Here is a 23,699-nt window from a genome sequence, read left to right as displayed (position 1 = left end):
CGAAATCACCAATTAGGCGGGGGAATTCTCAACCGCTTCTTCAACATGAGCAAACCGTTCGAGATAAATATCAACCTCTAAATTTTGATCATCTCGTTGAAAATTGGAACGTCTAACTTGACCCAAAAAAACCGGTTCAGAAACACCTGCTTCAGGATGAATTAAAGTTCGCGCCCGAATGGTTAAACGCTGATCGGGCCGTCCCGAACGTCCCGGAGAAAATAAATCCGCCGCCGCTTGCTGTAACGTCGCTTCTAACTCCGTTGGAGTCGTCTGGGATGCCACTGCAATCACAATTTGAGTCCCCCCATCATCATAAACCCGAGCGTAGCGAACCGCACCGGGAATTTCAACCCGGTTAAACAGTCCCAAACCCAAAGCAAAAACCCCTCCGGTCAAAACCCCCATAAAAGCCGTCACCCCAACCAAGCGAAAGCGAATTCCCCATTTAAAGATAAATCCAACTACCGTTAAAAAGGCGCAAAATAAGGTAAAAAAGCCAATCCATTTAGAATAATTGAGCAGTGCCGCCGTCGATAACATAAGCTTGTCGTTCGATATTTTTAGTTCACTCAAACAACAAGCTTATAGCATTGACTGGTGACTGTAAACCTGGTCACTGTAAACCCCCTTTTCGACCCAGAAGAAAATAGGTGATCATTTCTCCCTTACCCTTAACATTGACTTTCCCCCGTTCCTCCAAGAGATACTTTTCCTTCAAACGTTCATAGGTAGTGGTGGTGACTTGAATTTTCCCGGAAACCCCATGAGACTCCATGCGGTTGGCTGTATTGACCGTATCACCCCACAAATCATAAGTAAACTTTTTCATACCAATCACCCCCGCTTCCACCGGACCTGTATTGATCCCGATCCGCATTTGCAGAGGTTCACCTTCTTGGAGGCTAAACTGACCGATAATGCGCTGCATTTCCAGGGCCATTTCCGCGATCGCTTCGGCGTGATCCCTTTGAGGCGTCGGGAGTCCGCCGACAACCATGTAAGCATCACCGAGAGTTTTGATTTTTTCGAGGTTATACTTATCGGCCAACTCATCAAAGCGAGAAAAAATTTCATTGAGAATTTCCACCAATTCCGCCGGAGAGAGATCGGCCGAGAGCTTGGTAAAATTGGCAATATCGCCGAACAAAACCGTCACATCATCAAAACTATCAGCGATGGTACTTTCCCCCCGTTTAAGGCGTTCTGCAATGGGCTTAGGAAGAATATTGAGCAGAAGCTGTTCGGACTTTTCTTGTTCGTGAGCCAGTTTTTTCAGATAGGCCCGTTCTTGATCGCGAAGTCGCTTTTTTTCCAGACAGGCATTAATGCGAGCGCGTAACAATACCGGGTTAAACGGCTTAGACAGATAATCTTCCGCCCCCAGTTCAATACAGCGGACAACACTCTCGATATCGTTAACCGCCGAGATCATAATTACCGGAATGTAGCGCAAACTCTGATCGGCTTTCAAAGCTTCTAGAACTTGATAGCCGTTCATTTGAGGCATCATAATATCAAGCAACACCAAATCAAGCGATTGAGAACGAATGATCTCCAAAGCCTCAAAGCCATTAGAAGCCAACAGGACTCGATAGCCTTCTCGTTTAATACGTCGGGCTAGTAAGTCGCGATTAACCTCGTTATCATCAACGACGAGAACAAGAGATGCTTCTGGGTCAGCGTTCATCTGGCTTGGGAATAAAGATTTGATAACCCTGGGGGATGCGATCGCGCCTCATACTCAAGTTTTTGGGTTGAATCCCCACTTAAGAGAGTAAACAATTGGGATCAGAGCAATTGCATCGCTGTTGACGTTGGGCAAAAGATCGGCCGTGCAAGCGGGGATCGAACTTCAACCGTAATTTAATCCTGCAAAGATCAATCACCGCTCGAACCACTGACTCAGGGAGTTGCTGCTTTTTTTAACAAGGTTTCTATTTTTTCTAACAGTCGCGGAAATTCTAGGGGTTTTGTGTCGTAATCATCGCATCCGGCAGCAATACACTTTTCGCGATCGCCGGCCATCGCGTGAGCCGTCAGAGCGATCACGGGTATATTGTTCGTCTTACCATAGCTTTTAATTTCCCGTGTGGCTTGCCATCCATCCATCACGGGTAAACTCATATCCATGAGTATAATATCAGGCTGATCAGAGCGACTCAGTTCTACTCCTTGGGCGCCATCAACCGCGATCAAGACATCATATCCCTTCCGGGTGAGACGGCGTTTGAGCATATCTCGGTTCATTTCGTTATCTTCAACCAACAAAATCTTAGCCATGATCTGATTTGAGCGTTGACAGTTGAGTATAGGGACTTGGGGAAATTAAAAATGATGTTTTCACCCTAGCATTATCTCACAGAGATTTTGGTAGAGTTCGGCTGTTGTACCGAACAATACCCATAATTTGATCGTCGCCCCCGATCGCCCCCTCTGGGTAGTCATTACGTTTTTTCAACCGTCCCCAGTCCCGATATTTTTCCCAGTGTTGAAGATTGAGGGAGCAGATCTAGAGTCCAAGCCATCAAACAACCGCTTGATGCTAATAATTGAGACTGGCATTGACTAGCCGCTGAATATCGCGCAACAGATCGTCACAGTTATAACTTCCCTTTTGCAGTATTTGTTCGACACACCCTTGCAGTTGGGAACTTTCTTGGCCGCTCAAGTCCATTGCGGTAATCACAATAATCGGAATGCTCGCCCATTGGGGGCTATTTCGCCAAAGATCGATTAGCTCGAAACCGCTGATTTGAGGCAAGACCAAATCCAGTAAAATTAGACTGGGCGTATTTTCGCCCCCGTGTTTCAAAGCGGCTTGGCCGTCTTCGGCTTCACAAACTTGCCAGCCCTCCCGTTCCAAGAGTTGTCGCAGTAGACGCCGGGTGTCCGGATCGTCTTCGACGATTAAAATCGGATTGACTGTACTGCGATCGCAATTGTGTCGTTGAGCTTGATACTTACACACCAAGTTCGCCAGACGTTTTCCATCGACGGGTTTGATCAAATAGTCCGACGCACCCAAGGCGAAACCCCTGGTTTTATTGCTGATGAACGATAACACGATCACCGGAATATCGGCTAACTCCGGATCGGCTTTGAGGGCCGATAATACCGTCCAACCATTGAGACTTGGCATCATTATATCCAAGGTTATGGCGTCGGGATGGAGTTCTCTGGCGATCGTGAGTCCTTCTTCTCCCGAAGATGCGGTTTCTATTTTCATCCCTTCCCGGGTCAGCGATCGCACGATTAAATCTCGCGCCATCGGATCGTCATCAATCACTAAAATGGTATTGGCTGGCTCGGCTGTCTTGGCGATCGCCGGAACAGATTCATCGTTAACGGGAGTAACTCCGGGTGTTTCCCCTTCCTCCTCCTCGTCGTCGGACTCATCCATAACGGTTGTACTCTCCTGGTTTTGATCTGTGACTCGTGTCGGGAGAATGATCGTAAAGGTTGAACCGTGATCCAATTCACTTTCTACCGTAATAGTTCCCCCCATCATTTGACAAAAGCGTTGGCTAATGGTTAACCCCAGTCCTGTCCCTCCATAACGGCGGGTTGTCGAGGCGTCGCCTTGAGTAAAGGGTTGAAACAGCATTTCTAATTGTTCGGGACTCATTCCAATTCCGGTATCGCTGACTTGAAACTGAATGTAGGAAGGGGTTAAATTCTCCGTGTCGGAGTCTTCATTTTCGGGTGTTGGGGGTAGCGGTGAGATTTTTAATTTGATCTGTCCGGCTGTGGTAAATTTAGCCGCATTACTGAGCAAATTTAATAAAATCTGCTGCACTTTGGTCACATCGGCGTATAGGGTTTCTATTTGATCGCTACATTCGACTTCTAAGGTGTTACCATTGCGATCGACGAGGGGTTGAGCCGTAGAAATCACACTCTCGATCAGGACTGAAAGACTAAAATCTTCGAGATATAAATCCATCCGACCCGCTTCGATTTTGGAAATATCGAGAATATCATTAATTAGACTCAGCAGATTGCGTCCGGCGGTGCAAATTCGGTTTAAATCGGGAATTAGATCTCGGTAGCCCAAATCTTCGGCTTCTTCGGTTAAAATTTCACTGTAGCCAATAATTGCATTGAGGGGCGTTCGCAGTTCGTGGCTCATATTAGCCAGGAAAGTGCTTTTGGCTCGACTGGCGGCGACTGCGGCTTCTTTGGCTTGTTTGAGGGCAACGGAGGCTTCTTTGCTTTCGGTAATGTCTTCGACGGTGCCTTCATAACAGACAATTCGCCCCATGCTGTCCCGTACCGCCCGAGCATTTTCGGAGATCCATATTATGCTACCATCTTGACGGTACACTTGGGATTCAAACCCGGAAACGACTGGATTGGCTTGCATTTCGGCGATAAATTCGGCCCGTCGATTGGGTTTAACATAAACTTGTTTGCTAATATCGACGATCGCTTCTATTAAGTCTTCGGGTGTGGCATAGCCCAAAATTCGGGCTAAAGCGGGATTGGCACTCAGATAACGTCCTTGGGGAGTGGTTTGACAAATGCCTTCGGCGGCGTTTTCAAAGATGCTTCGATATTTGGCTTCGGTTTGTCGAAGAACGGCTTCGGTTCGTTTGCGTTCTATGGCGTTAGAAAACATTTCCGCCACCATTTTTAATAAAGCGATGCTGTCCGATGACCAAGCAAAGGCTGAATTGATGGCATCAAACCGCAAAAATCCGACCACTGATTTACTACAAACTAGCGGGATAATTGTTAGGTGTTGTAGGTCTTCTAGCAAATTATTTCTAGAAGTTGACCGCCAATTTGTCGAATGAAATTGTTGCAAATATTGTAAGTCATTGTGGGCGGTTTCTGGCAACTCGTGGGTTAAACAATGAATGGTTTTAAGCTGATTGAGTTGTTCGGTAATCCAAGGAATTTTTGCCGCATTTAGCTTTTCTTCGCCAATGATCGGTTTGAGTCGATGTTCGAGGATATTCAGTAGCGGAGAGGTTTTCGGCGTTGCTTGGGCTGATTCTTTTGACGCTTCGTTTGCTTTTAACGTCGTCCACTCGTAGAGGGATTTCATCTCCATTTCTTCATCAGGAAATAAATAAATATAAGCCCGATCTACGCCAATAAATGTGCTAATTTTTTGCAGCGCTTGTTCGATTCCGTTGTCGATTTCATCGGTGCTTAAGCTTATAAAATAAGTCGATAAATTGGTTAAAAGCTGTTCAAATTCAACCCGGTTTTTTAAATATTTTTCAACCCGTTTTCGTTCGGTAATATCGCGAAAACTCCAGACGCGACCGACGATTTTTTCTCCCACTTTAGACGGGTGAGAATACACTTCAAAAATCCGACCATCTTTAAATTCTACAATATCATAAGTAGGGGTTTTGGGGTCGGCCGACAACTGCATAACGGTGTGGAGAAACCGGGGCGGATGTTTGAGTTTTCGCAAAACAAACGTCAGGGCCGATTGTTCGTGGGGCGACTGTAACATTTCCTCAGGAATTTGCCACATTTCGACAAATTTCTGATTAAAATTAGAAACTTTTCCCGCCCGATCCAAAGCAACAATTCCGGCATCGGTTGCATTAAAAGTTGCCTGTAACAAAGACAGCGATCGCTCGGCTTCGAGTTGGGCGCGTTTGCGATCGGTAATATCGAGAAAAACCAACACCGCACCCAAAAGCGTTTCCTCATCTACAATCGGATTCAGAACGTAAGAAACCGCTAAAATGGTATCATTTTTACAGCGAAATTGATCGTCGCTCGATTTTAAAATTCGGAGTTCGGGAGAAACGGGAGAAGAAGAATTACCACAATCAGTAAAAGTACAAGGAAAATCAACTAAAGACAGTTGAGAATGGGGAGCAATGCGTTTTAATAAAGGCTGACCGAGAAGTTCGGCTTGTTTCCATCCCAACAACCGCTCGGCTTCCGGGTTCATCGACAGCAAACAACCATTGGGATCAAGAATACACAATCCCGCCCCCAAAGAACTGATCACCGCTTGCAGGCGATCGCGTTCGGTGGCCAAACGAGTTTCGGTTTCCTGGCGTTGCTGCTCGTAGAGTTGTAACATTTCCCGAGAAGAAAGCGTCAGGGAGCGTTCCATCAGATACCGCTCTTGATCGGCTTCGGTGTAGCTGCGACTGATGCGATCGAGAAATTCCTGCCATGCGATAGCATGAGTTGGAGGCGTATTTTCGCTAAGATCGAGCCGTTTGAGTTGACGCTGGAGCAAAGGATGCATAGTTCCTGGTAATGATTGGCTAAAAGGCAACGGGCAAAAAGCAAAAGTTAAGAGGCAATCATGCAAGGGTTTCAGCTTGGTTAATGTCTGTGAAGACAGAGCGGTTTATAGATGTTTTGGTCCTGACAGTGGGTCAAATTGAGAGGAATATTGTGACATCGCGGGCTGTCAGAAGATTGATTTATTTGATTGTGAGATTGGGAGTCAAGCATCAGCAGTAAGCAGCAATTGAGAATTGAGAACCGTTTACGGGCTGATGTTGGGATTTTCTCGAATAATGGTTAAAGTCATAGTTTGATTGTGAAGTTGACAGAGAGTTTCCATCCCAGAAGGAGCAAATTCGCCGTAGGAATAAAAGCCAATTTGTTGGGTTTGGGCGGGTAACTCTTCCAGTGTAACTTCTAGTTCTTCTTCTGTTCGCTCCCCTAAAACCAGCCGGCGTCCCGAACCGCTGATCGCGATCGCCAGTGTAGGCGAAGGCCAAGCGCTAGAACCGTTGCAGGGTTTCTCATCCCAGGCGTTGATCTGACGTTGAATGTGGTGACGACTGACCAAAGCCGCAGCCAAAGCCCCATCGACGAGTCGCTCATAATTTCCCCGCATTAATTGAGTCAGGGCGCCTTGGGGAATATTACCGCTCAAGCGCATCGACTGGGTATCCTCATCGAGGCTAACAAGGGTTCTAACGGTGGCTTTGCGAGTCGATGGGGTATGAACCGCCAAAGGAAAAAATAAGGCCGTTGTGGGCAAATCTCGCGCCTGTACGCCCAAATATTCTTTATAGAGTTGCAGGGCGGGTTTGCCATCGAGTTCGTAGAGAATATTATGCTTGGAGCGAGTGACCCGACGTTCTGGGCCAAAAATCGTCCATCCGCTCTGAGATCCAAAACCGATTTGAATGTGTTTTCCATAAAACCCCACCGCCGTCACCGCCCCGGTGCGAGGAACGCCTTCGGCGAGGACCCAGGTTTGCTGAAACTGGTGGTGATCTGCTGCCAATCCTCCGGTAATGGTTACGTTTCGGGAGGGTTGGGAACGGGGGTTAATGATGGAGTTCAAGCCGCGAATCAGTTCGCTACCATTAACCAAGAGTCCATCGGCGAGAAGGAATAAACCTCGCAAGTCCTTTGAATTGAGTTTTTGGCCGAGGGTTCGTCCGGCGCGATAGGACTCGGCGCTGGGAAGATCTTGACTGAGATCGATCGAACAACTGGCGCTGCACAGGTGAGTCTGTTCAAACTGGACGACGGCGACCGAGAGGGTGCGATCGAATAAACGGTTATCAAAGATTTCTCCGGCGGTTGAACAGCCGATCAGGTGAGACTGGGGATAGGTTTGTTGCAGGTATTGAATGGGATCAAGGTGGTCGATCAACTCCGCCGCACCAAAGACTAAGACTAAGGTCCGTTCGGAGTCGAGGGCCGGAAGGGTTTTAACTGACCATCCGTTTTGAGGATGCCAGAAAAAGGTTTCCAATTTCATGGGTTTCAAGAGTGCAGTTCTCACCGCAGGGCTTCAAGGTTTATCCGGGTTTTTCGGGGGTGAGGGTTAATGCCTTTGCTTGCTGAGTTTTTTTGAGCTTTTCTTGTTCTTCTTTGGGTTTTAAGTAGAGGTTTTCGACGAGGGCGGCGACTCCTGCAAACCAAGGGGGAACAATTAAAGCACCCAGGATTCCTAACACTTGTACTCCCCCCAAAACAGACAACAGTTGGAACAAAGGATGGACTCCGACGGTTGTTCCGACCAATAGGGGATCGAGAACGTAGGTTTCCACGTTTTGAACGATCACGTACAGTAGAAGCACCCAGAAAAACAAAAATCCTCCTTTGGCGAGGGCGACAATCAGGGCGGGTATGGCTCCGAGAATTGGCCCGAGAAAGGGGATGAGGTTGGTGACGCCTGCAATTGCTCCCAAACCCAGTGCAAATTCGGGCAGTCCTAAAAATCCTAACCCCATTGTGGTGGCAACGCCTAAAATTCCAGAAACGAGCAGGCGTCCGCGAATGTATCCCCCCATGCGGCGGCTGACTTGGCCGACTTGGGCCTCCAGGCGTTCGTTCCAGGGATAGGGGAATAGCTGCACTAAGCTTTTGATTAGGGTTTTGCTATCGGCGACCATGTACCCGGAGAGGAACAGGGCAATAATTAGGCTGAAGACTCCCCCGACGATACCCCGTGTAATGCTGTAAGAGCGCACTAGAAGTTGTTGGCTGGAACGAATTACCCAGTTGGTGACAGATTGGGTATCGATCAGATCTTCGACTAATGCGGGGGTGTCTTCGCCGAGGCGACTGGCTAAGGCGCTGGCCAGATCGACAATTCGTTCGGAAAATAGGGGGAGTTGGCGCACTAATAAACTGATTTGGTCGAAGACGCGGGGGCCAACGACCAAACCAAATCCGGTTAATCCGGCGATTAGGGTTAAATAAACTAATATGACGGCTAACCAACGGGGGATTTTTTTCGCTTCGGCCCAGTCTACTAGGGGTACAATTGAAGCGGCGAGAACGACCGAGATCATTAGCAGTACAATTAAACTTTGAAGCTGCCAAAGCAGCACTAAAGCCAATACCGCTAATAACACTAGCACGATGTTAGATAGTGATAGGGTAATGCGACGATCTGATATTAATGGACGTTCATCATTACTCATGGGTCGAGTCTCAGGGATTGATTACAGGGTTTTTCAATTCACAGGGATTGAAGGGGTTTGATTGGCGACTGTTTGCTGTTTTGTTAATGATTTCTCTCGGATTGGGAGTCGCAAGAAGCCGGATAACATGATGATAGGTTTGAGGACGTTTGAATTGAGTTAACGGGGAAAATAAACACCCATCAATTCTTGAGTGATTTTACCATAGATTTTAGGGGTTTAAACGCGCTATTGATTGTTTTTTCAGGGGCGAGACTTAAAATGGTTTTAATCAAAACTTTAATTCTAGCGAGAACAGATTCCCCTTTCAAGGTTAAACTCAAACTTCTTTTTGATTGGCTCCGGGTTTGTCCCCTCGCCGTTGGATTTTTTCAATTCTAGTGTATAAGAAAAGATCGGGGTTTGTTCTTTCTACAATTTGACTTGATTTTGCTGATAATTTTTTTGAGAAGTTCTGAGAATTTTGAATGATGAAAATTCAGATTGAAGGCTGGCGTTTTCTTCCCCATTCTGTGGCGATCGCAAATCAATTTCAACTGGGGGAACTGTTGCGGCGACCCGAACTTAAATTGGGGGTTGAAGATTTACCTTATTCTAACTCAAATTGGCGGGCTGTTAACTTATTTGATTTGACCGTTCAACCCGATTTTGATAAACTAAAAACGGAAATTGATCCTTTCGCCGATGTGACGCTGAGAATGGCTGAACCGTTAAATTTAACGCCGTCGCAAGCTTCCCAAACGGTTGTTTTTGCACTGGCGGAATGGGGTCTGGGTTTGGATAAAGTTTTCCTGAAAAAACCTTTGGGAAGTCCGATTGATTTAAAATCAAATATCAGGTTAATTACGCCTTCTCATTGGTCAAAATTAGGATTGCTTCGTAGCGGAATAGAAGCGGATAAAATTACCGTTGTTCCTTGGGGAGTTGACCCCAATCTTTATAAACCCTTAGCGCCGAGTGAACGCCAAAGCCTAAGAAAAAAATTGGGTTGGGATGACTATTTTATCTTTTTGAATGTTAGTCCGTTAGAAGATAGAAACGGTATTCGTCCCCTGTTAAAAGCGTTTGTTTCTGTTGTCGAACGTTATCCCCATGTCCGGTTAGTTTTAAAAGGGTGCGAGGCTTTATATCCCTCTAAAGAATCGGTTTTAACGGCGAGTAAAAGTATTCTCAGTGATGCTGAAGTCGCCAAAATTAAACCCAATATTGCCTATATTGGTGAGACGTTTTCTTTTCAACAAATGGCGCAACTTTATCAAGCTGCTGATGCTTATGTTTGTCCTTATGTGGCTTCGGGTTTTCATTTATCGGCGTTGGAAGCAATGGCTTGTGGTTTACCGATCATTTCTACAAATGGCGGTGCGACGGATGATTTTGTTCACCCCGATTTTAGTTTGAAAATTGACAGTAAATATAGAAGTCGTATTATTAACCAACGCCTTCATTTTTTCCTCCATCCCGACTGGGAACATTTGCTTGAGTTGATGGAAAAGGTAATTGAAAAACCCGAAATTCGTCAGCAAGCCAGTCAAATTTTACCGGAATTTGTTCGAGAAAATTATACTTGGAAACATACGGTAGATAAACTTTTAAACGTTTTTAAAGCTGACAAAAGTTTGCCGATTCATTTAAGCGAGAATTTTTCTCCAATTTCGACTAAAAAGTTGAGTTTGTTGGTTGAAGGTTGGCGGTTTATTCCCCATTCCTATGCGTTAATTAACAGCTATCTAACTCTCGAACTTCATCGCCGAGAAAATATTCAACTTTTCCATCAAGATATGGCTTATGTTAGCGACAGTTGGAAAGCGGTTGAGGGGTTGCTTTCTCCCGAAGCGGAACAGCAGTTAAAACGGATTCCCATTGCAATAGAAAATCAAGCCGCAGATGTGACATTACGGGTGCATTGTCCGTTCAATTTAGCTAATTCTCGCAGTCAAAAAACCTTGATGTTTGCTTGTACCGAATGGGGTGGCGTTCCCCAGTCTATTTTAAGAGGAATGAAAGTGTCTTCTTTCCGAGAAGCACATCTCAATTCTGACACTATTATTATTACCGCTTCCCACTGGTCAAAACAAGGATTTCTCAATAGCGGCGCCGATCCGGAACGGGTTGTTGTGATTCCGTTGGGGTTCGATCCCAATATTTATTATCCTTTAAAACCCGATAAACGTCAAGCTTTGCGGCAAAGATTTGGATGGAATAATGCTTTTGTGTTCCTCAATATTGGGGTGATGTGGAATGAACGCCAGGGGATTGATCGGCTATTGAAAGCGTTTGCAATTTTGACGGAAAAGTATTCAAATATTCGCTTGGTTCTTAAGGGGAGAGATGCGATTTTTCCGTCTAAAGAATCTATTCAAAAAGCGAGTAAGGATATTTTAACGGAAACAGAAATAGAACGGATAAAATCACGAATTCACTATATTGGCGAGAGTTTATCGGCGTTAGAAATGGCGGAACTTTTTCAAGCTGCGGATGCTTACGTTTCGCCTTATTCTGCGGAGGGTTTTAATCTTCCGGTGTTGGAAGCGATGGCTTGTGGTTTACCTGTTATTTGTACCGATGGCGGTTCAACGGATGATTTTGTTCACCCGGAGTTGGTTTGGAAAATTGAGAGTAAACTGAAATTGAACGTCGAAAAAAATGGGGATATTAAATTCTTTCTTGAACCAAATACCGAACATTTAATTGAGTTGATGGAGGCGATGATTAATAATTCCAGTTTCAGAATTCAAGCTTCTCAGAATTTATCCCAATTTGTCGCCGATAATTTTACCTGGAAGCACGTTGTTGATCAATTACTTACCGTGATTTTCTAGTAGGGTGGGTGACAGCAAAAACTTGATTCTATCAAGAATAAAATTATCGGTTGTCACCCACCCTACAAGGTGAGTTTGATAAAAGTTTATCTAGATAGGAAGTTAACCTTACAATGAACACTCAGGATTTAACGTTAGCTTTGGACTCGATTAAACTATCCGATATTCGATGGGAAACCTACGAACATTTACTTAAAGATATCAGCCAACAAAGACGTTTGCGGTTGACTTATTATCAAGGTGAATTAGAAATTATGGTTCCTTCTCCAGAACATGAATTTTATAAAGAAGTTATCGGTCGTTTTGTCGAAACTTTAGCCGAAGAATTACAGGTTAGTATTTATCCGCTTGGTTCAACAACATTTAAACAAGCTAAAAATACGGGTGCGGAACCCTATAAATGTTTTTATATTCGCAATATTGAACGAGTGAGAGGTAAAAAAAGATTGAATTTTGTTGAAGATCCTCCCCCGGATTTAGTGGTTGAAATTGACATCACCAGCAGTTCCGATACTCGTTTAAAAATTTATGCTGAACTTGGGGTTCCTGAAGTTTGGATTTACAATAGAGAAAGTTTACTCATCAAACAACTTCAAAATCAAGCCGAATATATTTCAACCAACCAAAGTTTGTTTTTTCCCAATTTACCCTTGAATGAAATTACAACTTTTCTGACGCAAGCAGAGACAATGGATTATTTAACTTTGGTGCGAGAATTTCGTCAATGGATTAGACGCCAACTTGTGTAATAATTAATTGTCGGGGGGTTGAGGTTCGGATCGAGTCCAAAGCGACTCTGTAAATATCGAGTTACGGGGGAGATCGGACTGAAAACTTAAAAAATCGCGCAGATCTACCCACTTTAAGCAATAGGATACGATAAACTATGAAGATATAAGATTTTCGTTCAGGTAAGTTTGCTATGACCTCAATTGCTACTTCCAACACCGAATCAAGTATGAATGATCCCAAACGGGGTTTACCTGTTACGATTATTACAGGTTTTTTGGGAAGTGGAAAAACGACTTTACTCAATCATATTCTTTCCAACCAAGAAGGGGTAAAAACCGCAGTCTTGGTGAATGAATTTGGAGAGATCGGGATTGATAATGAATTGATCGTTACCACCGATGAAGATAACACAATGGTCGAGTTAAGCAATGGTTGTGTTTGCTGTACCATTAATGAAGATTTGGTGAACGCCGTTTACAAGGTTTTGGAACGTCCAGAAAAAGTAGATTACATGGTTGTAGAAACCACTGGACTCGCCGATCCGCTTCCGGTCGCGCTAACGTTTTTAGGAACAGAATTGCGCGATATGACCCGGCTTGATTCTATCGTGACTATGGTCGATTGTGCTAACTTTAGTTTGGATTTATTCAACAGTCAAGCCGCCAACAGTCAAATTGCATACGGCGATATTATTGTTCTGAATAAAACTGACTTGGTTGATGAAGCCGATGTTGATAGTTTGGAAGTCAGAATTCGCGATCTAAAACGGGATGCAAGAATTTTGAGAACAACTCAATCTCAGGTCTCTTTACCGTTAGTTTTGAGTGTCGGTTTGTTTGAGTCCGATCGCTATTTTGAACTGGAAGAACACGAACACGAACACGAACACGAACACCATCATCACGAACACGAACACGAACACGAACATCATCACCACGATCACGATCACGAACATCATCATCACGAACACGATCACGAACATCACCACCATCACCATTCCAATCACTTAGAAAATGATGGGTTTACTTCCCTTTCTTTTCAAAGTGATCGTCCGTTTTCTTTGCGAAAATTTCAATATTTCCTCGATAACCAACTCCCGAGTAACGTATTTCGGGCGAAGGGAATTATGTGGTTTGATGAAAGTCCAAAACGCCACATTTTCCACTTAAGCGGAAAGCGGTTTTCTATCGATGATTCCGAGTGGAAAGGCGAGAAGAAAAACCAACTGGTTTTAATTGGTCAAAATATCGATATCGAAACCTTGCGATCGCAGCTTGAAAACTGTTTGGGAACTTCCAGCGATGCGAGAGGAAAAGGGTTCGGAAAAGCCTAATTTTTCCTTAGTTTTTGATGTTTTCCTCAGTCAAGATTGAACAAATGCGAGTAATTATCCAGCGAGTAACGGCGTCTCAAGTTGAAGTGAACGGTCAAATTATCGGTAAAATTAACAGGGGGTTAAATTTACTGGTCGGTATTGCGGAAACGGATACGGAAGCGGAACTCGACTGGATGACTCGCAAATGTTTGGACTTGCGACTATTTCCCGACCCCAATAACGATAGTGGACGTTGGGAAAAATCGGTTCAAGAAATTGGGGGTGAACTGTTAGTCATCAGTCAGTTTACCCTCTACGGAGACTGTCGCAAAGGTCGCCGTCCATCCTTCGACCGTTCGGCAGCCCCAGAAGCCGCCAAAAAACTTTTTGATAAATTTGTCGAAAAATTGCGTTTAAGTGGCTTAAAAGTCGAAACAGGCCAGTTTGGGGCAATGATGCAAGTCTCGATCCACAATGACGGCCCGGTGACGCTGATTTTAGAACGGGAAAGCTAAAAAATTATAGAGTTTAAAATTACCTAAAAATTCGCTTAAACCTTTAGTTTTATACATTTGGGGGGTAGACCCTGAAGCCATTCGGTTGGTAAAATCATAACCACTAAGATTAATTTGTCATAATTTTTATCTATGCAACTTGCTCCAAAAACTGAAATTCAACAAGTTGAGTCTACTTCGCCTCAGCAGTCGAAAGAAACGATAATTCTAGATGTGGGTGGAATGAAATGTGCTGGCTGTGTCAGTGCGGTTGAACGTCAGCTTACCCAACAAACGGGGGTGATTTCCGCTCGTGTTAATTTGGCTACAGAAGTCGCAACAGTTGAGTGCGAAACGAACACCGTTGATACTGAAGAATTCGCTCAAAAACTCGCCCAAAAATTAACCGATACTGGGTTTCCTTCTCAACCCAGAAGCGGGAGTCGTCAAACTGCGGAGGCGAGTGAAAATTTAGCCCAGCGTCACCGTCAAGAAATTCGCCAACAAATTCGTCGGGTTGTTACTTGCGGGTTATTAATTTTACTCTCGGGAATTGGTCATTTACATCATTTGGGGTTCGGTCATCTCCCGATTTTAAATAATATTTGGTTTCACTGGGGTTTGGCAACGATAGCGTTGTTATTTCCCGGTCGAACGATTATTATTGATGGCATTCGTAGCCTGCTGAGAAACGCTCCCAATATGAATACTTTGGTGGGGTTGGGAACGTTAACGGCTTATACAACCAGTTTTGTAGCCCTGTTATTTCCGCAGTTGGGTTGGGAATGTTTCTTTGATGAACCCGTGATGTTGTTGGGGTTTATTTTACTCGGAAAAACTCTCGAACAACAGGCCAGACATCGGGCGACAAATGCGCTACAGTCTTTAATTGCTTTACAACCCACAATGGCGCGTTTGGTTCCGCAACCCCAGGAGGATAAAGCCGATAAAAAGATTGAACAGGCTGTTGAAATTCCCGCCGAAAAAGTTAGAATTGGGGAATGCTTGCAAGTCTTACCGGGCGAGAAAATTCCCGTTGATGGCGAGATATTTTCCGGGAAAACAACGGTTAATGAATCGATGTTAACCGGCGAGTCAATGCCTGTGGTAAAACAGTCGGGCGATTTGGTTTCAGCCGGGACGATTAATCAGTCCGGTGCGATTATTATTCAAGCCACCCGCACCGCAGAAAATACCACTTTAGCTCACATTGTCAGTTTAGTTGAAAATGCCCAAACTCGCAAGGCTCCCATTCAAAATTTAGCCGATAAAGTTGCCGGATATTTTACTTATACCGTGATGAGTTTGGCGGCGTTAACGTTTCTATTTTGGTACGGAATCGGCACGAAAATATGGCCGGACGTGATTAATTTTGGCGCGTCGGAATTGGCGAGTCACGCTTCATTATTATTGAGTATGAAGTTGGCGGTCGCAGTGTTAGTTATTGCTTGTCCTTGTGCGTTGGGTTTGGCGACGCCGACTGCTATTTTAGTCGGTTCCGGTATCGGTGCGGAACGGGGTTTATTAATTAAAGGTGGCGATATTCTTGAACGGGTTCATCAACTCGATACCGTTGTTTTTGATAAAACCGGAACCCTGACAACGGGTCATCCGACGGTAACAGATTGTTTGTCGATTGACGAAAATTCGACTTCTGAAAATCTCTTACAATTGGCTGCAACCGTCGAACAAGGTTCAACTCATCCCATCGCCAAAGCGCTCGTTAATCAAGCCCAAAAACGGGAATTATCCCTACTTTCCGCAGACGATTTTCAAACAGAAGCGGGTTTGGGTGTGTCCGCCAATGTCAACGGTAAACGGGTTTGGGTGGGAAATCAAAACTGGTTAATTCAGCAGGGAATTGAATTCCCCGAACATACACCAAAAGTCCCCGGAAAAACTGCGGTTTATGTCGCCGTCGAGAAACAATTTGTCGGTTTAATTGCGGTTAGCGATCCCTTAAAAGAAGATGCAAAATCAACCGTTAAACAGTTGCAAAAAATCGGATTAAATGTGATAATATTAACGGGCGATCGCGCTGAGGTTGCTAAAACGATTGCGGAACAATTAGAATTACCCCCAGAAAATGTATTGGCAGAAGTGCGACCGGATGGTAAAGCAAAAGCCATTGGCGATTTACAACAACAAGGTCAGCGTGTGGCGATGGTTGGGGATGGCATTAATGACGCCCCCGCGTTAGCCCAAGCGAATGTGGGAATTGGCTTGCATACGGGAACCGATGTGGCGATGGAAACGGCAGATATTGTGTTGATGCGAGAGTCGTTAATGGATGTGGTTGAGTCCATTCGTTTGAGTCGTTCAACGTTTAATAAAATTCGCCAAAATTTATTCTGGGCGTTTGGTTATAATACCTTAGGAATTCCGGTGGCTGCGGGTTTGTTATTGCCGACTTTTGGAATTATTTTAAGTCCGGCGACTGCGGGGGCGTTTATGGCGTTTAGTTCGGTGAGTGTGGTCACAAATTCGCTGTTATTGCGTCGAAAATTTTCCTAATTTTTAACCCCTTCCTCTCGGAATTTTGGCGGGGAAGGGGTTCGTAACTTTCGCCATTAACGCCGTTTTTGCGGGAATAAAACCCCAAAGCCAAACACCGCAATTAAACCGAATACAGTGGCGGGTTCGGGGATGGGTGTGGCGACCCAAGTTCCGGAGTTGTAAAATTTATAAAAACCACCAAGATAACCCTCTTCGCCCTCATTATCTTCGTTTAAGAAATCGTAACTCAAAGCGTGACTCCAACTTCCCGATCCTTGGGTGCCATCCATTCTGAGGAAATATTCGGCAAAGTAGGGATCGCCAAAAAACCAAGAATCATCGCTGAAATAAATTCCATAGCGAGAAATACTGGCGTTATTGGGTGATTTGGTTTCTTCATCCCACCAATAATAACCCGCAGAATCTCCCAAACTCCAATTATATCCGGGTAAATCGGCGTTGAAGCTGTTAAGCCCAGTTTCCACGTAGAAACCGCTATATTCATCGCAGAAGGGTTCGCAGAAATAGTAGGGAACATAACTTTCCGTATCCAGATTGTAGCTAAAACCTCCTTCCCCAACTAATTCTCCCGCATTATCAAAAAAGTCAATTTTCCATTCTTTAATATTAGCAGCTTGGGCGGGTTGTATGGCGATCGCGGTGACAGAAGCAATACTAACAGAAGCAATACTAACAGAAGCAATACTAATTGTTGTTCGGGTGAGTTGAGAGATGCAAGAGTTTTTCTTCATTTTTCCAGATTCTTATAACATCAATAAAGCTTGTTTCTACAATACATTGCACCTTTGTCTGTTGATCCCCATATCCGCAAGCTTTATCAACTCTTTACAGCATTCCTTTACAAAACGGGGGTGAATGTAAAGTTATCACCCCCCCATTTGAACTCTCTTAATTTTTCGATCAATTTGATAAGTTATGTAAAGTTCGAGTCCGAGTAAGAATTGACCATTACATGGCGATACTTTCTAAGAGATCCCACTGACGGTTATCGATAATTAACTGACTGATCAGTTCAAACATTTGGCGACAGTGATTATTGACTTGTAAAGGAAGTTCTTCATTTTTAATCACTAATGTCATTTTGGTTTCGGACTCTGTAGACGTCGCCGTGTCGAATACCACTTCTACAGTTACTAATTGAGGAACCGGAACTTGACCAATGAGTTCGCGACAAATAATTGAACTCGGCGTTTCATACATCACCTCTAAATTACAAGGTTCTAACATTTCAATTAACATCTGTCGTAACTCATCGATCCGAGTCCCAATCACAAAAAAACCAGTGTAGCGAGCCATATAAAACTCCAAATTTATTGACAATCAACAACTAATATTTTAGGGAAAAATCTATGAATAATTAACCGGGTTTGTTTTTTAGTTTTCCATCCGAGTCACTAACTTTTTCATCGAGCTTAATTCTGAATCATTGGATCAACAGGTTTGAGTTTTCTCGTTTAATATAAAATGCTTTTAGCCAGTTTGAGCGGGTCAATTGTCCCCGGAAAATTGGGTGATTATGTCCGATCATTTCTAGCGACATCACCCGATAAAATCTTCTCGAACAAGTCTGAAAAATCAGAACTCAAACTGAGCAATCTTTATACTTCAACCGAGTAGAGTAGAGAGTAGAGTCTAGCTTTAAGCCACATGAGAGTTTTCACTTGACTACTTTGTAACCAGGCTACTAAAATTGATCTTCTAACCATTTCTTCGGAAATCAGAGTATTTTTTTAAATCTCTGAATATGAATGATTTACTCCTCACTCAAATCGGACAGATGTCACTCCCCTTCTCACCAATCTTGACCGCTCAATCTTTACTACTCTATCAAACCGTTAGCAAAATCCGTCCTTAAAATTATATCAAACTCCGGCGGTTTTCTTATCGGTTTAAATGAAAATAAGTTACTCTCAATTTAACGCAGTCGGCGAGTTATACTAGAGGACGCCTAAACCAATTTCAGCAGTGGGGTATGAACGGAAAATTAATCGTATTTGAGGGGATCGAAGGAGGGGGAAAAACAACCCAGATCCAACGAACTTGTCAATGGTTGCGCGATCAACTCGGATCGTCTGCACCGGCGATCCTCACCACTAAAGAACCGGGTGGAACCACTTTGGGGCGATCGCTGCGGAAAATATTACTTGACAGTCGCTCAGAAGAACCCATCGCACCCACAGCCGAGTTACTTTTGTTCGCCTCCGATCGCGCTCAACACGTCGAAACCTTTCTCAAACCCCATTTAAAACAAGGCGCGATTATTTTATGCGATCGCTTCACCGATTCTACCATCGCCTATCAAGGTTTTGGGCGGGGTTTGGACAAAGATTTAATCCAACAACTCAATCACATCGCCACAGCCGGCTTAGAAAGCGACTTAACGCTGTGGTTTGATCTTGAGGTTGAAAAAGGGTTAGCCCGCACCCAAACCCGAGGCGAAATGGATCGCATGGAAAAAGCCGATTTAGCCTTTCATCAACGGGTGAATCAAGGGTTTTGTGAATTGGCCGACCAAGCCAGCGATCGCATCATTCGGATTGACGCCAATCTTAGTTTAGAACAAGTTAGCGCACAAATCCAGAGTATTTTAAAGCAATATTTATTGAAATGGGGATTCACCTTTCCCGCCTAATTTTTTCCAACTTTTGATAATGAGTTCAGAAAATGCCTTTTCACCCCTGATCGGACAACCCCAAGCGGTAGAATTGCTGACTCAAACGGTGATTCAAAATCGGATTGCACCCGCCTATTTATTTGCCGGAAGTTCGGGGATTGGCCGCAGTTTAGCCGCCCGTTGTTTTATCGAGTTTTTATTCTGTAATGTCGGGAAAAAACCGCTCAATCCTCAACAAATTAGACATCGAATTCAAGCCAAAAATCATCCCGATTTACTGTGGGTTGAACCGACTTATTTACATCAGGGAAAACGTCTGTCGGCTTCCGAGGCAGAAGTTGCCGGAATTAAACGCCGTTCGCCGCCCCAAATTCGCTTAGAACAAATTCGAGAAATCGGTCAATTTTTGAGCCGTCCCCCGCTAGAAGCGAGTCGTTTAGTTGTGGTGTTAGAACAAGCGGAAACGATGGCAGAGTCCGCTGCAAATGGGCTGTTAAAAACCTTAGAAGAACCGGGAAATGCGACTTTAATTTTAATTGCACCGGGAGTTGATTCGTTGTTATCAACTTTGGTTTCCCGCTGTGCCAAAATCCCCTTTTATCGCTTGGATGAACAAGCCATGACACGGGTGTTAAAAGAACAGAAACAGGAAGAAATATTATCCCATCCTGAAATTATCGCCATGTCTCAAGGAAGTCCCGGAGAAGCGATGGTTTGTTGGCAACAATTACAAGCCCTTTCACCGGAGTTTTTAGAACGTGTTAAACAGCCCCCGACAACGGTTTATGATGCTTTAAGTTTAGCCAAAGATATCAGCCAAACTCTCGATACAGAAGCCCAAATTTGGTTAATTGATTATTTACAGCATTGTTATTGGAAACAGCAACAAAATCCAAATTTAACAAATCCTTTCTTCCTCCAACAGTTAGAAAAAGCCCGAAAATTGTTGCTCCGTTTTGTCCAACCCCGTTTGGTTTGGGAATGCACATTTTTATCTTTTTGTCAAACTTAATCTCATTGAATTTATTACTCCCTTCTCCCCACCCCCCTTTTTAAGGGGGGATCAAGGGGGGATTGGAGAGGGGTTGGGGGAGAGGTCAAAGAAATTAAAAACCCGGTTTCTATCAGAAACCGGGTTTTTGGGAGTACCTGATCGCAACGGCGCTATAATTACGCTAAACTGCTACAACGAACATCTTATTATGTATAATTTTGTAGTTAGCAAACTGTAACCTATCTCATAACTGGTGACTGAAATTACCGTTCTTCAGCCGGAGGAGTAAACCTAATTTCAATCCGGCGTCGGTTGGGGTTTGCAGAACGATTTTGCGGTGCATAATCTCCGGAAGTATCGTAAAGTTGCGCCGCAGAATAGGCTTTAAACTTTAACCCCAATGCTTGCAATTCTTGATTGTCTTGCAGTTTATTAACCACCGCTAACGCCCTCATTAACCCCAAGTCAGCATTCGATCCCGGTATTAACTGATTAAGCGATTCATTTCCTTGAATCACCTGCTCTAAATTTGAATCTAAATTACTATAATTTCCCGTATTCACCTGACCATCCGTATGTCCGATCACTTCAACAATATAGTTTTGATAATCCTGCGCCTGGATTTTAATTTGTTCGATTAACTCCTCTTCTATAAATTGATTCAATTGCGGAGATAATTCAGCACTTCCCGATTCAAATCTACGTTCGGTTGAATCTCTTAAAACAATCACCGGAGGCGATTTTAAACGTTCAATTTCTTGCTGAAGTTGGGTAATATTGCTACTGCGTTGTTTTAATTGTCCTTTCAGTCTGGCAATTTCTCCTTCTAAGTCGCTAACTCGGTTAGAACGTTGTTGTAATTGTCGTTCAAGTCGTTCGGAACGGGAGGCGTTGGCTTCGGAAACAGATTGTACAAACACCGATTTAATGATGGCTAAAATTAAAAACAAACTCAATATCATAAAAGCGTTTGACATCAAATCCGTAAATGCTGGCCATACGTTTAATTCTTCGTCTGAGGTTTTGTACCGAGATTGACGCATTTTCAATTCTCCCCATTGATTTTAAATTTTTGAGTTTGAATTCACAGTTTAGGATTGTTAGCGGTAGAATGTATTGTACCTTGAGTCAGGCGATCGCCAAGTTTATTGAGTTCTAAACGGACGGTTTCTGTATAACGTTCAATTGCAATCACCAGCTTGGTTAATTCGCTGTGAATTTCTTCTAAACTTTCCGTGCGCGTTACCATTCGGCGCTGTAAAATATCTAAAGTATTCATCGCCAACTGGAAGCCTTGGGTTGCATTTTGAAGCTGTTGAGTCATTTCCCCCAAAGACTGTTGGTTGATGCGGTGCGCCTCGATTAACTCCTGGGAGGTTTGATTGGTTTGGTTCATTTGTTCGCCAAATTTAATCAACCGTTTGCTATAATTTTGGAGTTCGATCATTGCCAAATCAACTGATTGTACCGAAGCCGATAACGTCGAAGCCGATTGAGAAAAATTTCGCTGAGTATTGGCGAGGTTTGTGGTTGCGCTAGAAAGGGTTTGGGGGAATTGGCTGCGTTCAAAAGCTTGCGCCGCTTCCATAAACTTATTTGTGGTTTGTTGGAAATTTTCGGAACTTTGGGTTACTTGTAACGAGGCTTCCATTAACCGATGATAAACTTGTTCGGCGAGTTGATTGGTTTTAATTTGTGCTTCTGAAACTTCTTGAATTTTTTCTTGAAGTGCTGCTTGTATCGAACCTTGAATACTTTGGCTAAATTGATGTAAAAATCGGTCGAACGTGTTGACCATTCCCTGTACAATTTTATCTAAGTGGGTTTCTCCTTTTAGGGTGGGTTGGTAGATATTATCTAGATAATCTTCTAAGGCACTCAACAGTTTATTTTTAGCAAAAGTGGTATTAAAGAGAAAGTTAACAATCGTGAGAAACGCACTAAATAAAATCGCCGTCAAACTGGTAATAAAAGCGATTCCCATCCCTTGTAGCGGTTGTTGAATCTGTTGGAGTAAACTGCTTAAATCGGTGCTGTCGGTTGCACTCACCGCTTGACTCAAAGCCGCCAAATTAATCGTAATTCCGACAAAAGTACCCAACAAACCAAAAGATAATAATAAGTTGGGTAAAATGCGGGTAAAATAATCAACTTGTTCGCAGGAGATGAAAAATACTCTTTCCTGACTGTAAATGTGATCGATTAATGCACCCGTATTCACCCGTTCTAATTCCCGTCTGGCTTGCGCTAAACGGCTTTCTAAGTCTTGGATTAATCTCGGTTTACTTCCTGAAACTTTCCCGTAAATTAATCGCCAAACTTGATTTCCTTGATTGGTAAGATGATAATGCAAAACCATGCGTAGAAATACCGCTACGACAGCAGGAATAATGACTAAAGCAACAATTAGGATAACTAAATAATTCGGAATAATAGACATAGCAATTACAGTGAGATTGGAACAGTCGGTAGATGCTACAGTTTTGGGTGGCTTGATTCCGTTTTCGAGTTGAAGACTAATTTCAGAGGGTTAACGGCTCAAAACATTGAGGATCGGTTAAAATTATAGGTTAGTACCAGCGATCAAGCGAACCTATCTTAATCATACTGAAATCTCACTGAAAAAGCTCTTTTCTTTAGTAACGTCCGACAATTTTTAAGCCATCTTTGAAGTGAGCAACCGTTGTGACAACGGCGACACAAAAGTAAAAAATTCTAATTCCCCAGAAACAAATTCCCATCAACCAAGTCACAACAGTCGGAGGAATACCGCTGACTTTCACAAATCTAGAATTGACTTGTTTTTCGAGTTTGGCTAAATCTTCCATCTGAGAAGCTTTCGTCGGAATCATCGGAAATTGACCCGTGTAGAGATAAAATCCAAACACTCCCGGATGGTTCACCCGACTTTCTAAAAAACTATCGGCTAATTCAATGGCTTCGGCTTCAGAAATTTGATCGTCTTTGGTAATATCTTCAATCCACAAATCGTATTTTACAGATTGGGGAATGGCTAAAATTAGGGGAACCAAAACCACCAAAAATCCCGCACTAATTTTGCGACCGACAGGAGTTGGAAGCAAACCCGTTGCGAGTCCAAATCCCATTCCAACCACTGCAAAAACTAACAGATTTAATAAATCAATTAGCTCCAGTCCCCGCAACAAATCGCCAAAAATAAAGATAGGATATAAATATCGATGAGCGAGTACCAGTGCAGCAACTTTGATGGCAACGGCGACCCCAAACAGAATCGCTCCACAAGCCACATAGCCAAAAGCACTTACGATGTAGAGACCGACACGCCCTAGTTGGTGAATCAACTGCATGGA

18 protein-coding genes are annotated in these 23,699 nt (G+C 43.7%); 7 read left to right on the top strand and 11 right to left on the bottom strand.

What is annotated here, in order from left to right; translation table 11 throughout:
- Positions 1–12 precede the first annotated feature (12 nt).
- The 6 genes from ACL6C3_RS06600 to ACL6C3_RS06575 all read right to left on the bottom strand — a co-directional run bounded on the left by ACL6C3_RS06600 (position 13) and on the right by ACL6C3_RS06575 (position 8,882).
- Positions 13–543 carry a Ycf51 family protein gene (locus tag ACL6C3_RS06600; protein ID WP_413166368.1) on the bottom strand — a complete coding sequence of 177 codons (531 nt, stop codon included), beginning with the start codon at positions 541–543 and terminating at the stop codon, positions 13–15.
- Positions 544–616: 73 nt separating this feature from the next.
- On the bottom strand, positions 617–1,690 hold the full coding sequence (locus tag ACL6C3_RS06595) for an adenylate/guanylate cyclase domain-containing protein (RefSeq protein WP_413166367.1): 1,074 nt from the start codon (positions 1,688–1,690) through the stop codon (positions 617–619).
- Positions 1,691–1,905: 215 nt separating this feature from the next.
- Entirely contained in the window at positions 1,906–2,283 is a 378-nt protein-coding gene (locus ACL6C3_RS06590) for a response regulator (RefSeq protein WP_413166366.1), read from the bottom strand.
- 262 nt (positions 2,284–2,545) lie between these two features.
- Complete coding sequence (locus tag ACL6C3_RS06585) at positions 2,546–6,229, bottom strand: response regulator (protein WP_413166365.1); 3,684 nt, start codon at positions 6,227–6,229, stop codon at positions 2,546–2,548.
- A gap of 246 nt (positions 6,230–6,475) precedes the next feature.
- Entirely contained in the window at positions 6,476–7,711 is a 1,236-nt protein-coding gene (locus ACL6C3_RS06580) for an FIST signal transduction protein (protein ID WP_413166364.1), read from the bottom strand.
- A gap of 40 nt (positions 7,712–7,751) precedes the next feature.
- Positions 7,752–8,882, bottom strand: coding sequence for an AI-2E family transporter (locus tag ACL6C3_RS06575; RefSeq protein ID WP_413166363.1), 1,131 nt, complete (start codon positions 8,880–8,882; stop codon positions 7,752–7,754).
- A gap of 467 nt (positions 8,883–9,349) precedes the next feature.
- Between ACL6C3_RS06575 and ACL6C3_RS06570 the strand changes: the two genes are divergently transcribed.
- The 5 genes from ACL6C3_RS06570 to ACL6C3_RS06550 all read left to right on the top strand — a co-directional run bounded on the left by ACL6C3_RS06570 (position 9,350) and on the right by ACL6C3_RS06550 (position 16,756).
- Entirely contained in the window at positions 9,350–11,701 is a 2,352-nt protein-coding gene (locus ACL6C3_RS06570) for a glycosyltransferase family 4 protein (protein ID WP_413166362.1), read from the top strand.
- A gap of 113 nt (positions 11,702–11,814) precedes the next feature.
- Positions 11,815–12,450: a Uma2 family endonuclease gene (locus ACL6C3_RS06565; protein ID WP_413166361.1), complete on the top strand. Its 636-nt coding sequence runs from the start codon at positions 11,815–11,817 to the stop codon at positions 12,448–12,450.
- Positions 12,451–12,623: 173 nt separating this feature from the next.
- Positions 12,624–13,766, top strand: a complete 1,143-nt coding sequence (locus ACL6C3_RS06560) for a CobW family GTP-binding protein (RefSeq protein ID WP_413166360.1) — start codon at positions 12,624–12,626, stop codon at positions 13,764–13,766.
- 44 nt (positions 13,767–13,810) lie between these two features.
- The gene (gene dtd / locus ACL6C3_RS06555) at positions 13,811–14,263 is read left to right on the top strand and encodes a D-aminoacyl-tRNA deacylase (protein ID WP_413166359.1); all 453 of its coding nucleotides are present in this window, start codon (positions 13,811–13,813) and stop codon (positions 14,261–14,263) included.
- 132 nt (positions 14,264–14,395) lie between these two features.
- Positions 14,396–16,756, top strand: a complete 2,361-nt coding sequence (locus ACL6C3_RS06550; RefSeq protein ID WP_413166358.1) for a heavy metal translocating P-type ATPase — start codon at positions 14,396–14,398, stop codon at positions 16,754–16,756.
- A gap of 56 nt (positions 16,757–16,812) precedes the next feature.
- Here ACL6C3_RS06550 and ACL6C3_RS06545 read toward each other — a convergent pair whose 3' ends face one another.
- Both ACL6C3_RS06545 and ACL6C3_RS06540 read right to left on the bottom strand, forming a co-directional pair.
- Positions 16,813–17,490 carry a hypothetical protein gene (locus ACL6C3_RS06545; protein WP_413166357.1) on the bottom strand — a complete coding sequence of 226 codons (678 nt, stop codon included), beginning with the start codon at positions 17,488–17,490 and terminating at the stop codon, positions 16,813–16,815.
- A gap of 217 nt (positions 17,491–17,707) precedes the next feature.
- The gene (locus ACL6C3_RS06540) at positions 17,708–18,055 is read right to left on the bottom strand and encodes a hypothetical protein (RefSeq protein WP_413166356.1); all 348 of its coding nucleotides are present in this window, start codon (positions 18,053–18,055) and stop codon (positions 17,708–17,710) included.
- 676 nt (positions 18,056–18,731) lie between these two features.
- Here ACL6C3_RS06540 and tmk point away from each other — a divergent pair.
- Both tmk and holB read left to right on the top strand, forming a co-directional pair.
- Positions 18,732–19,391: a dTMP kinase gene (tmk, locus tag ACL6C3_RS06535; protein WP_413166355.1), complete on the top strand. Its 660-nt coding sequence runs from the start codon at positions 18,732–18,734 to the stop codon at positions 19,389–19,391.
- A 19-nt stretch (positions 19,392–19,410) separates the two neighbouring features.
- Positions 19,411–20,385 (top strand): DNA polymerase III subunit delta', encoded by a 975-nt coding sequence (holB, locus tag ACL6C3_RS06530; protein ID WP_413166354.1) that lies wholly within the window; start codon positions 19,411–19,413, stop codon positions 20,383–20,385.
- 245 nt (positions 20,386–20,630) lie between these two features.
- Here the strand turns inward: holB and ACL6C3_RS06525 are convergent, their stop codons facing one another.
- The 3 genes from ACL6C3_RS06525 to ACL6C3_RS06515 all read right to left on the bottom strand — a co-directional run bounded on the left by ACL6C3_RS06525 (position 20,631) and on the right by ACL6C3_RS06515 (position 23,696).
- A complete protein-coding gene (locus tag ACL6C3_RS06525; RefSeq protein WP_413166353.1) occupies positions 20,631–21,410 on the bottom strand; it encodes an OmpA family protein in 780 nt (259 codons plus the stop codon).
- 41 nt (positions 21,411–21,451) lie between these two features.
- Positions 21,452–22,807 (bottom strand): hypothetical protein, encoded by a 1,356-nt coding sequence (locus ACL6C3_RS06520; RefSeq protein WP_413166352.1) that lies wholly within the window; start codon positions 22,805–22,807, stop codon positions 21,452–21,454.
- A 196-nt stretch (positions 22,808–23,003) separates the two neighbouring features.
- Positions 23,004–23,696, bottom strand: a complete 693-nt coding sequence (locus tag ACL6C3_RS06515; protein ID WP_413166350.1) for a hypothetical protein — start codon at positions 23,694–23,696, stop codon at positions 23,004–23,006.
- Positions 23,697–23,699: the final 3 nt, after the last annotated feature.

Origin of the sequence: Capilliphycus salinus ALCB114379 (assembly GCF_047276495.1) — a bacterium.
GTDB lineage: Bacteria > Cyanobacteriota > Cyanobacteriia > Cyanobacteriales > Microcoleaceae > Capilliphycus > Capilliphycus salinus.
The sequence above is the reverse complement of the archived record's forward strand: the minus strand, read 5'-3'. Positions and strand labels throughout refer to the sequence as shown.

Coding starts and splice junctions, on each gene's coding strand:
- holB (WP_413166354.1), top strand. CDS start 19,411: ATGAGTTCAGAAAATGCCTTTTCACCCCTGATCGGACAACCCCAAGCG.
- ACL6C3_RS06565 (WP_413166361.1), top strand. CDS start 11,815: ATGAACACTCAGGATTTAACGTTAGCTTTGGACTCGATTAAACTATCC.
- ACL6C3_RS06590 (WP_413166366.1), bottom strand. CDS start 2,283: ATGGCTAAGATTTTGTTGGTTGAAGATAACGAAATGAACCGAGATATG.
- ACL6C3_RS06545 (WP_413166357.1), bottom strand. CDS start 17,490: ATGAAGAAAAACTCTTGCATCTCTCAACTCACCCGAACAACAATTAGT.
- dtd (WP_413166359.1), top strand. CDS start 13,811: ATGCGAGTAATTATCCAGCGAGTAACGGCGTCTCAAGTTGAAGTGAAC.
- ACL6C3_RS06550 (WP_413166358.1), top strand. CDS start 14,396: ATGCAACTTGCTCCAAAAACTGAAATTCAACAAGTTGAGTCTACTTCG.
- ACL6C3_RS06580 (WP_413166364.1), bottom strand. CDS start 7,711: ATGAAATTGGAAACCTTTTTCTGGCATCCTCAAAACGGATGGTCAGTT.
- ACL6C3_RS06575 (WP_413166363.1), bottom strand. CDS start 8,882: ATGAGTAATGATGAACGTCCATTAATATCAGATCGTCGCATTACCCTA.
- ACL6C3_RS06540 (WP_413166356.1), bottom strand. CDS start 18,055: ATGGCTCGCTACACTGGTTTTTTTGTGATTGGGACTCGGATCGATGAG.
- ACL6C3_RS06600 (WP_413166368.1), bottom strand. CDS start 543: ATGTTATCGACGGCGGCACTGCTCAATTATTCTAAATGGATTGGCTTT.
- ACL6C3_RS06560 (WP_413166360.1), top strand. CDS start 12,624: ATGACCTCAATTGCTACTTCCAACACCGAATCAAGTATGAATGATCCC.
- ACL6C3_RS06515 (WP_413166350.1), bottom strand. CDS start 23,696: ATGCAGTTGATTCACCAACTAGGGCGTGTCGGTCTCTACATCGTAAGT.
- tmk (WP_413166355.1), top strand. CDS start 18,732: ATGAACGGAAAATTAATCGTATTTGAGGGGATCGAAGGAGGGGGAAAA.
- ACL6C3_RS06585 (WP_413166365.1), bottom strand. CDS start 6,229: ATGCATCCTTTGCTCCAGCGTCAACTCAAACGGCTCGATCTTAGCGAA.
- ACL6C3_RS06595 (WP_413166367.1), bottom strand. CDS start 1,690: ATGAACGCTGACCCAGAAGCATCTCTTGTTCTCGTCGTTGATGATAAC.
- ACL6C3_RS06525 (WP_413166353.1), bottom strand. CDS start 21,410: ATGCGTCAATCTCGGTACAAAACCTCAGACGAAGAATTAAACGTATGG.
- ACL6C3_RS06520 (WP_413166352.1), bottom strand. CDS start 22,807: ATGTCTATTATTCCGAATTATTTAGTTATCCTAATTGTTGCTTTAGTC.
- ACL6C3_RS06570 (WP_413166362.1), top strand. CDS start 9,350: ATGATGAAAATTCAGATTGAAGGCTGGCGTTTTCTTCCCCATTCTGTG.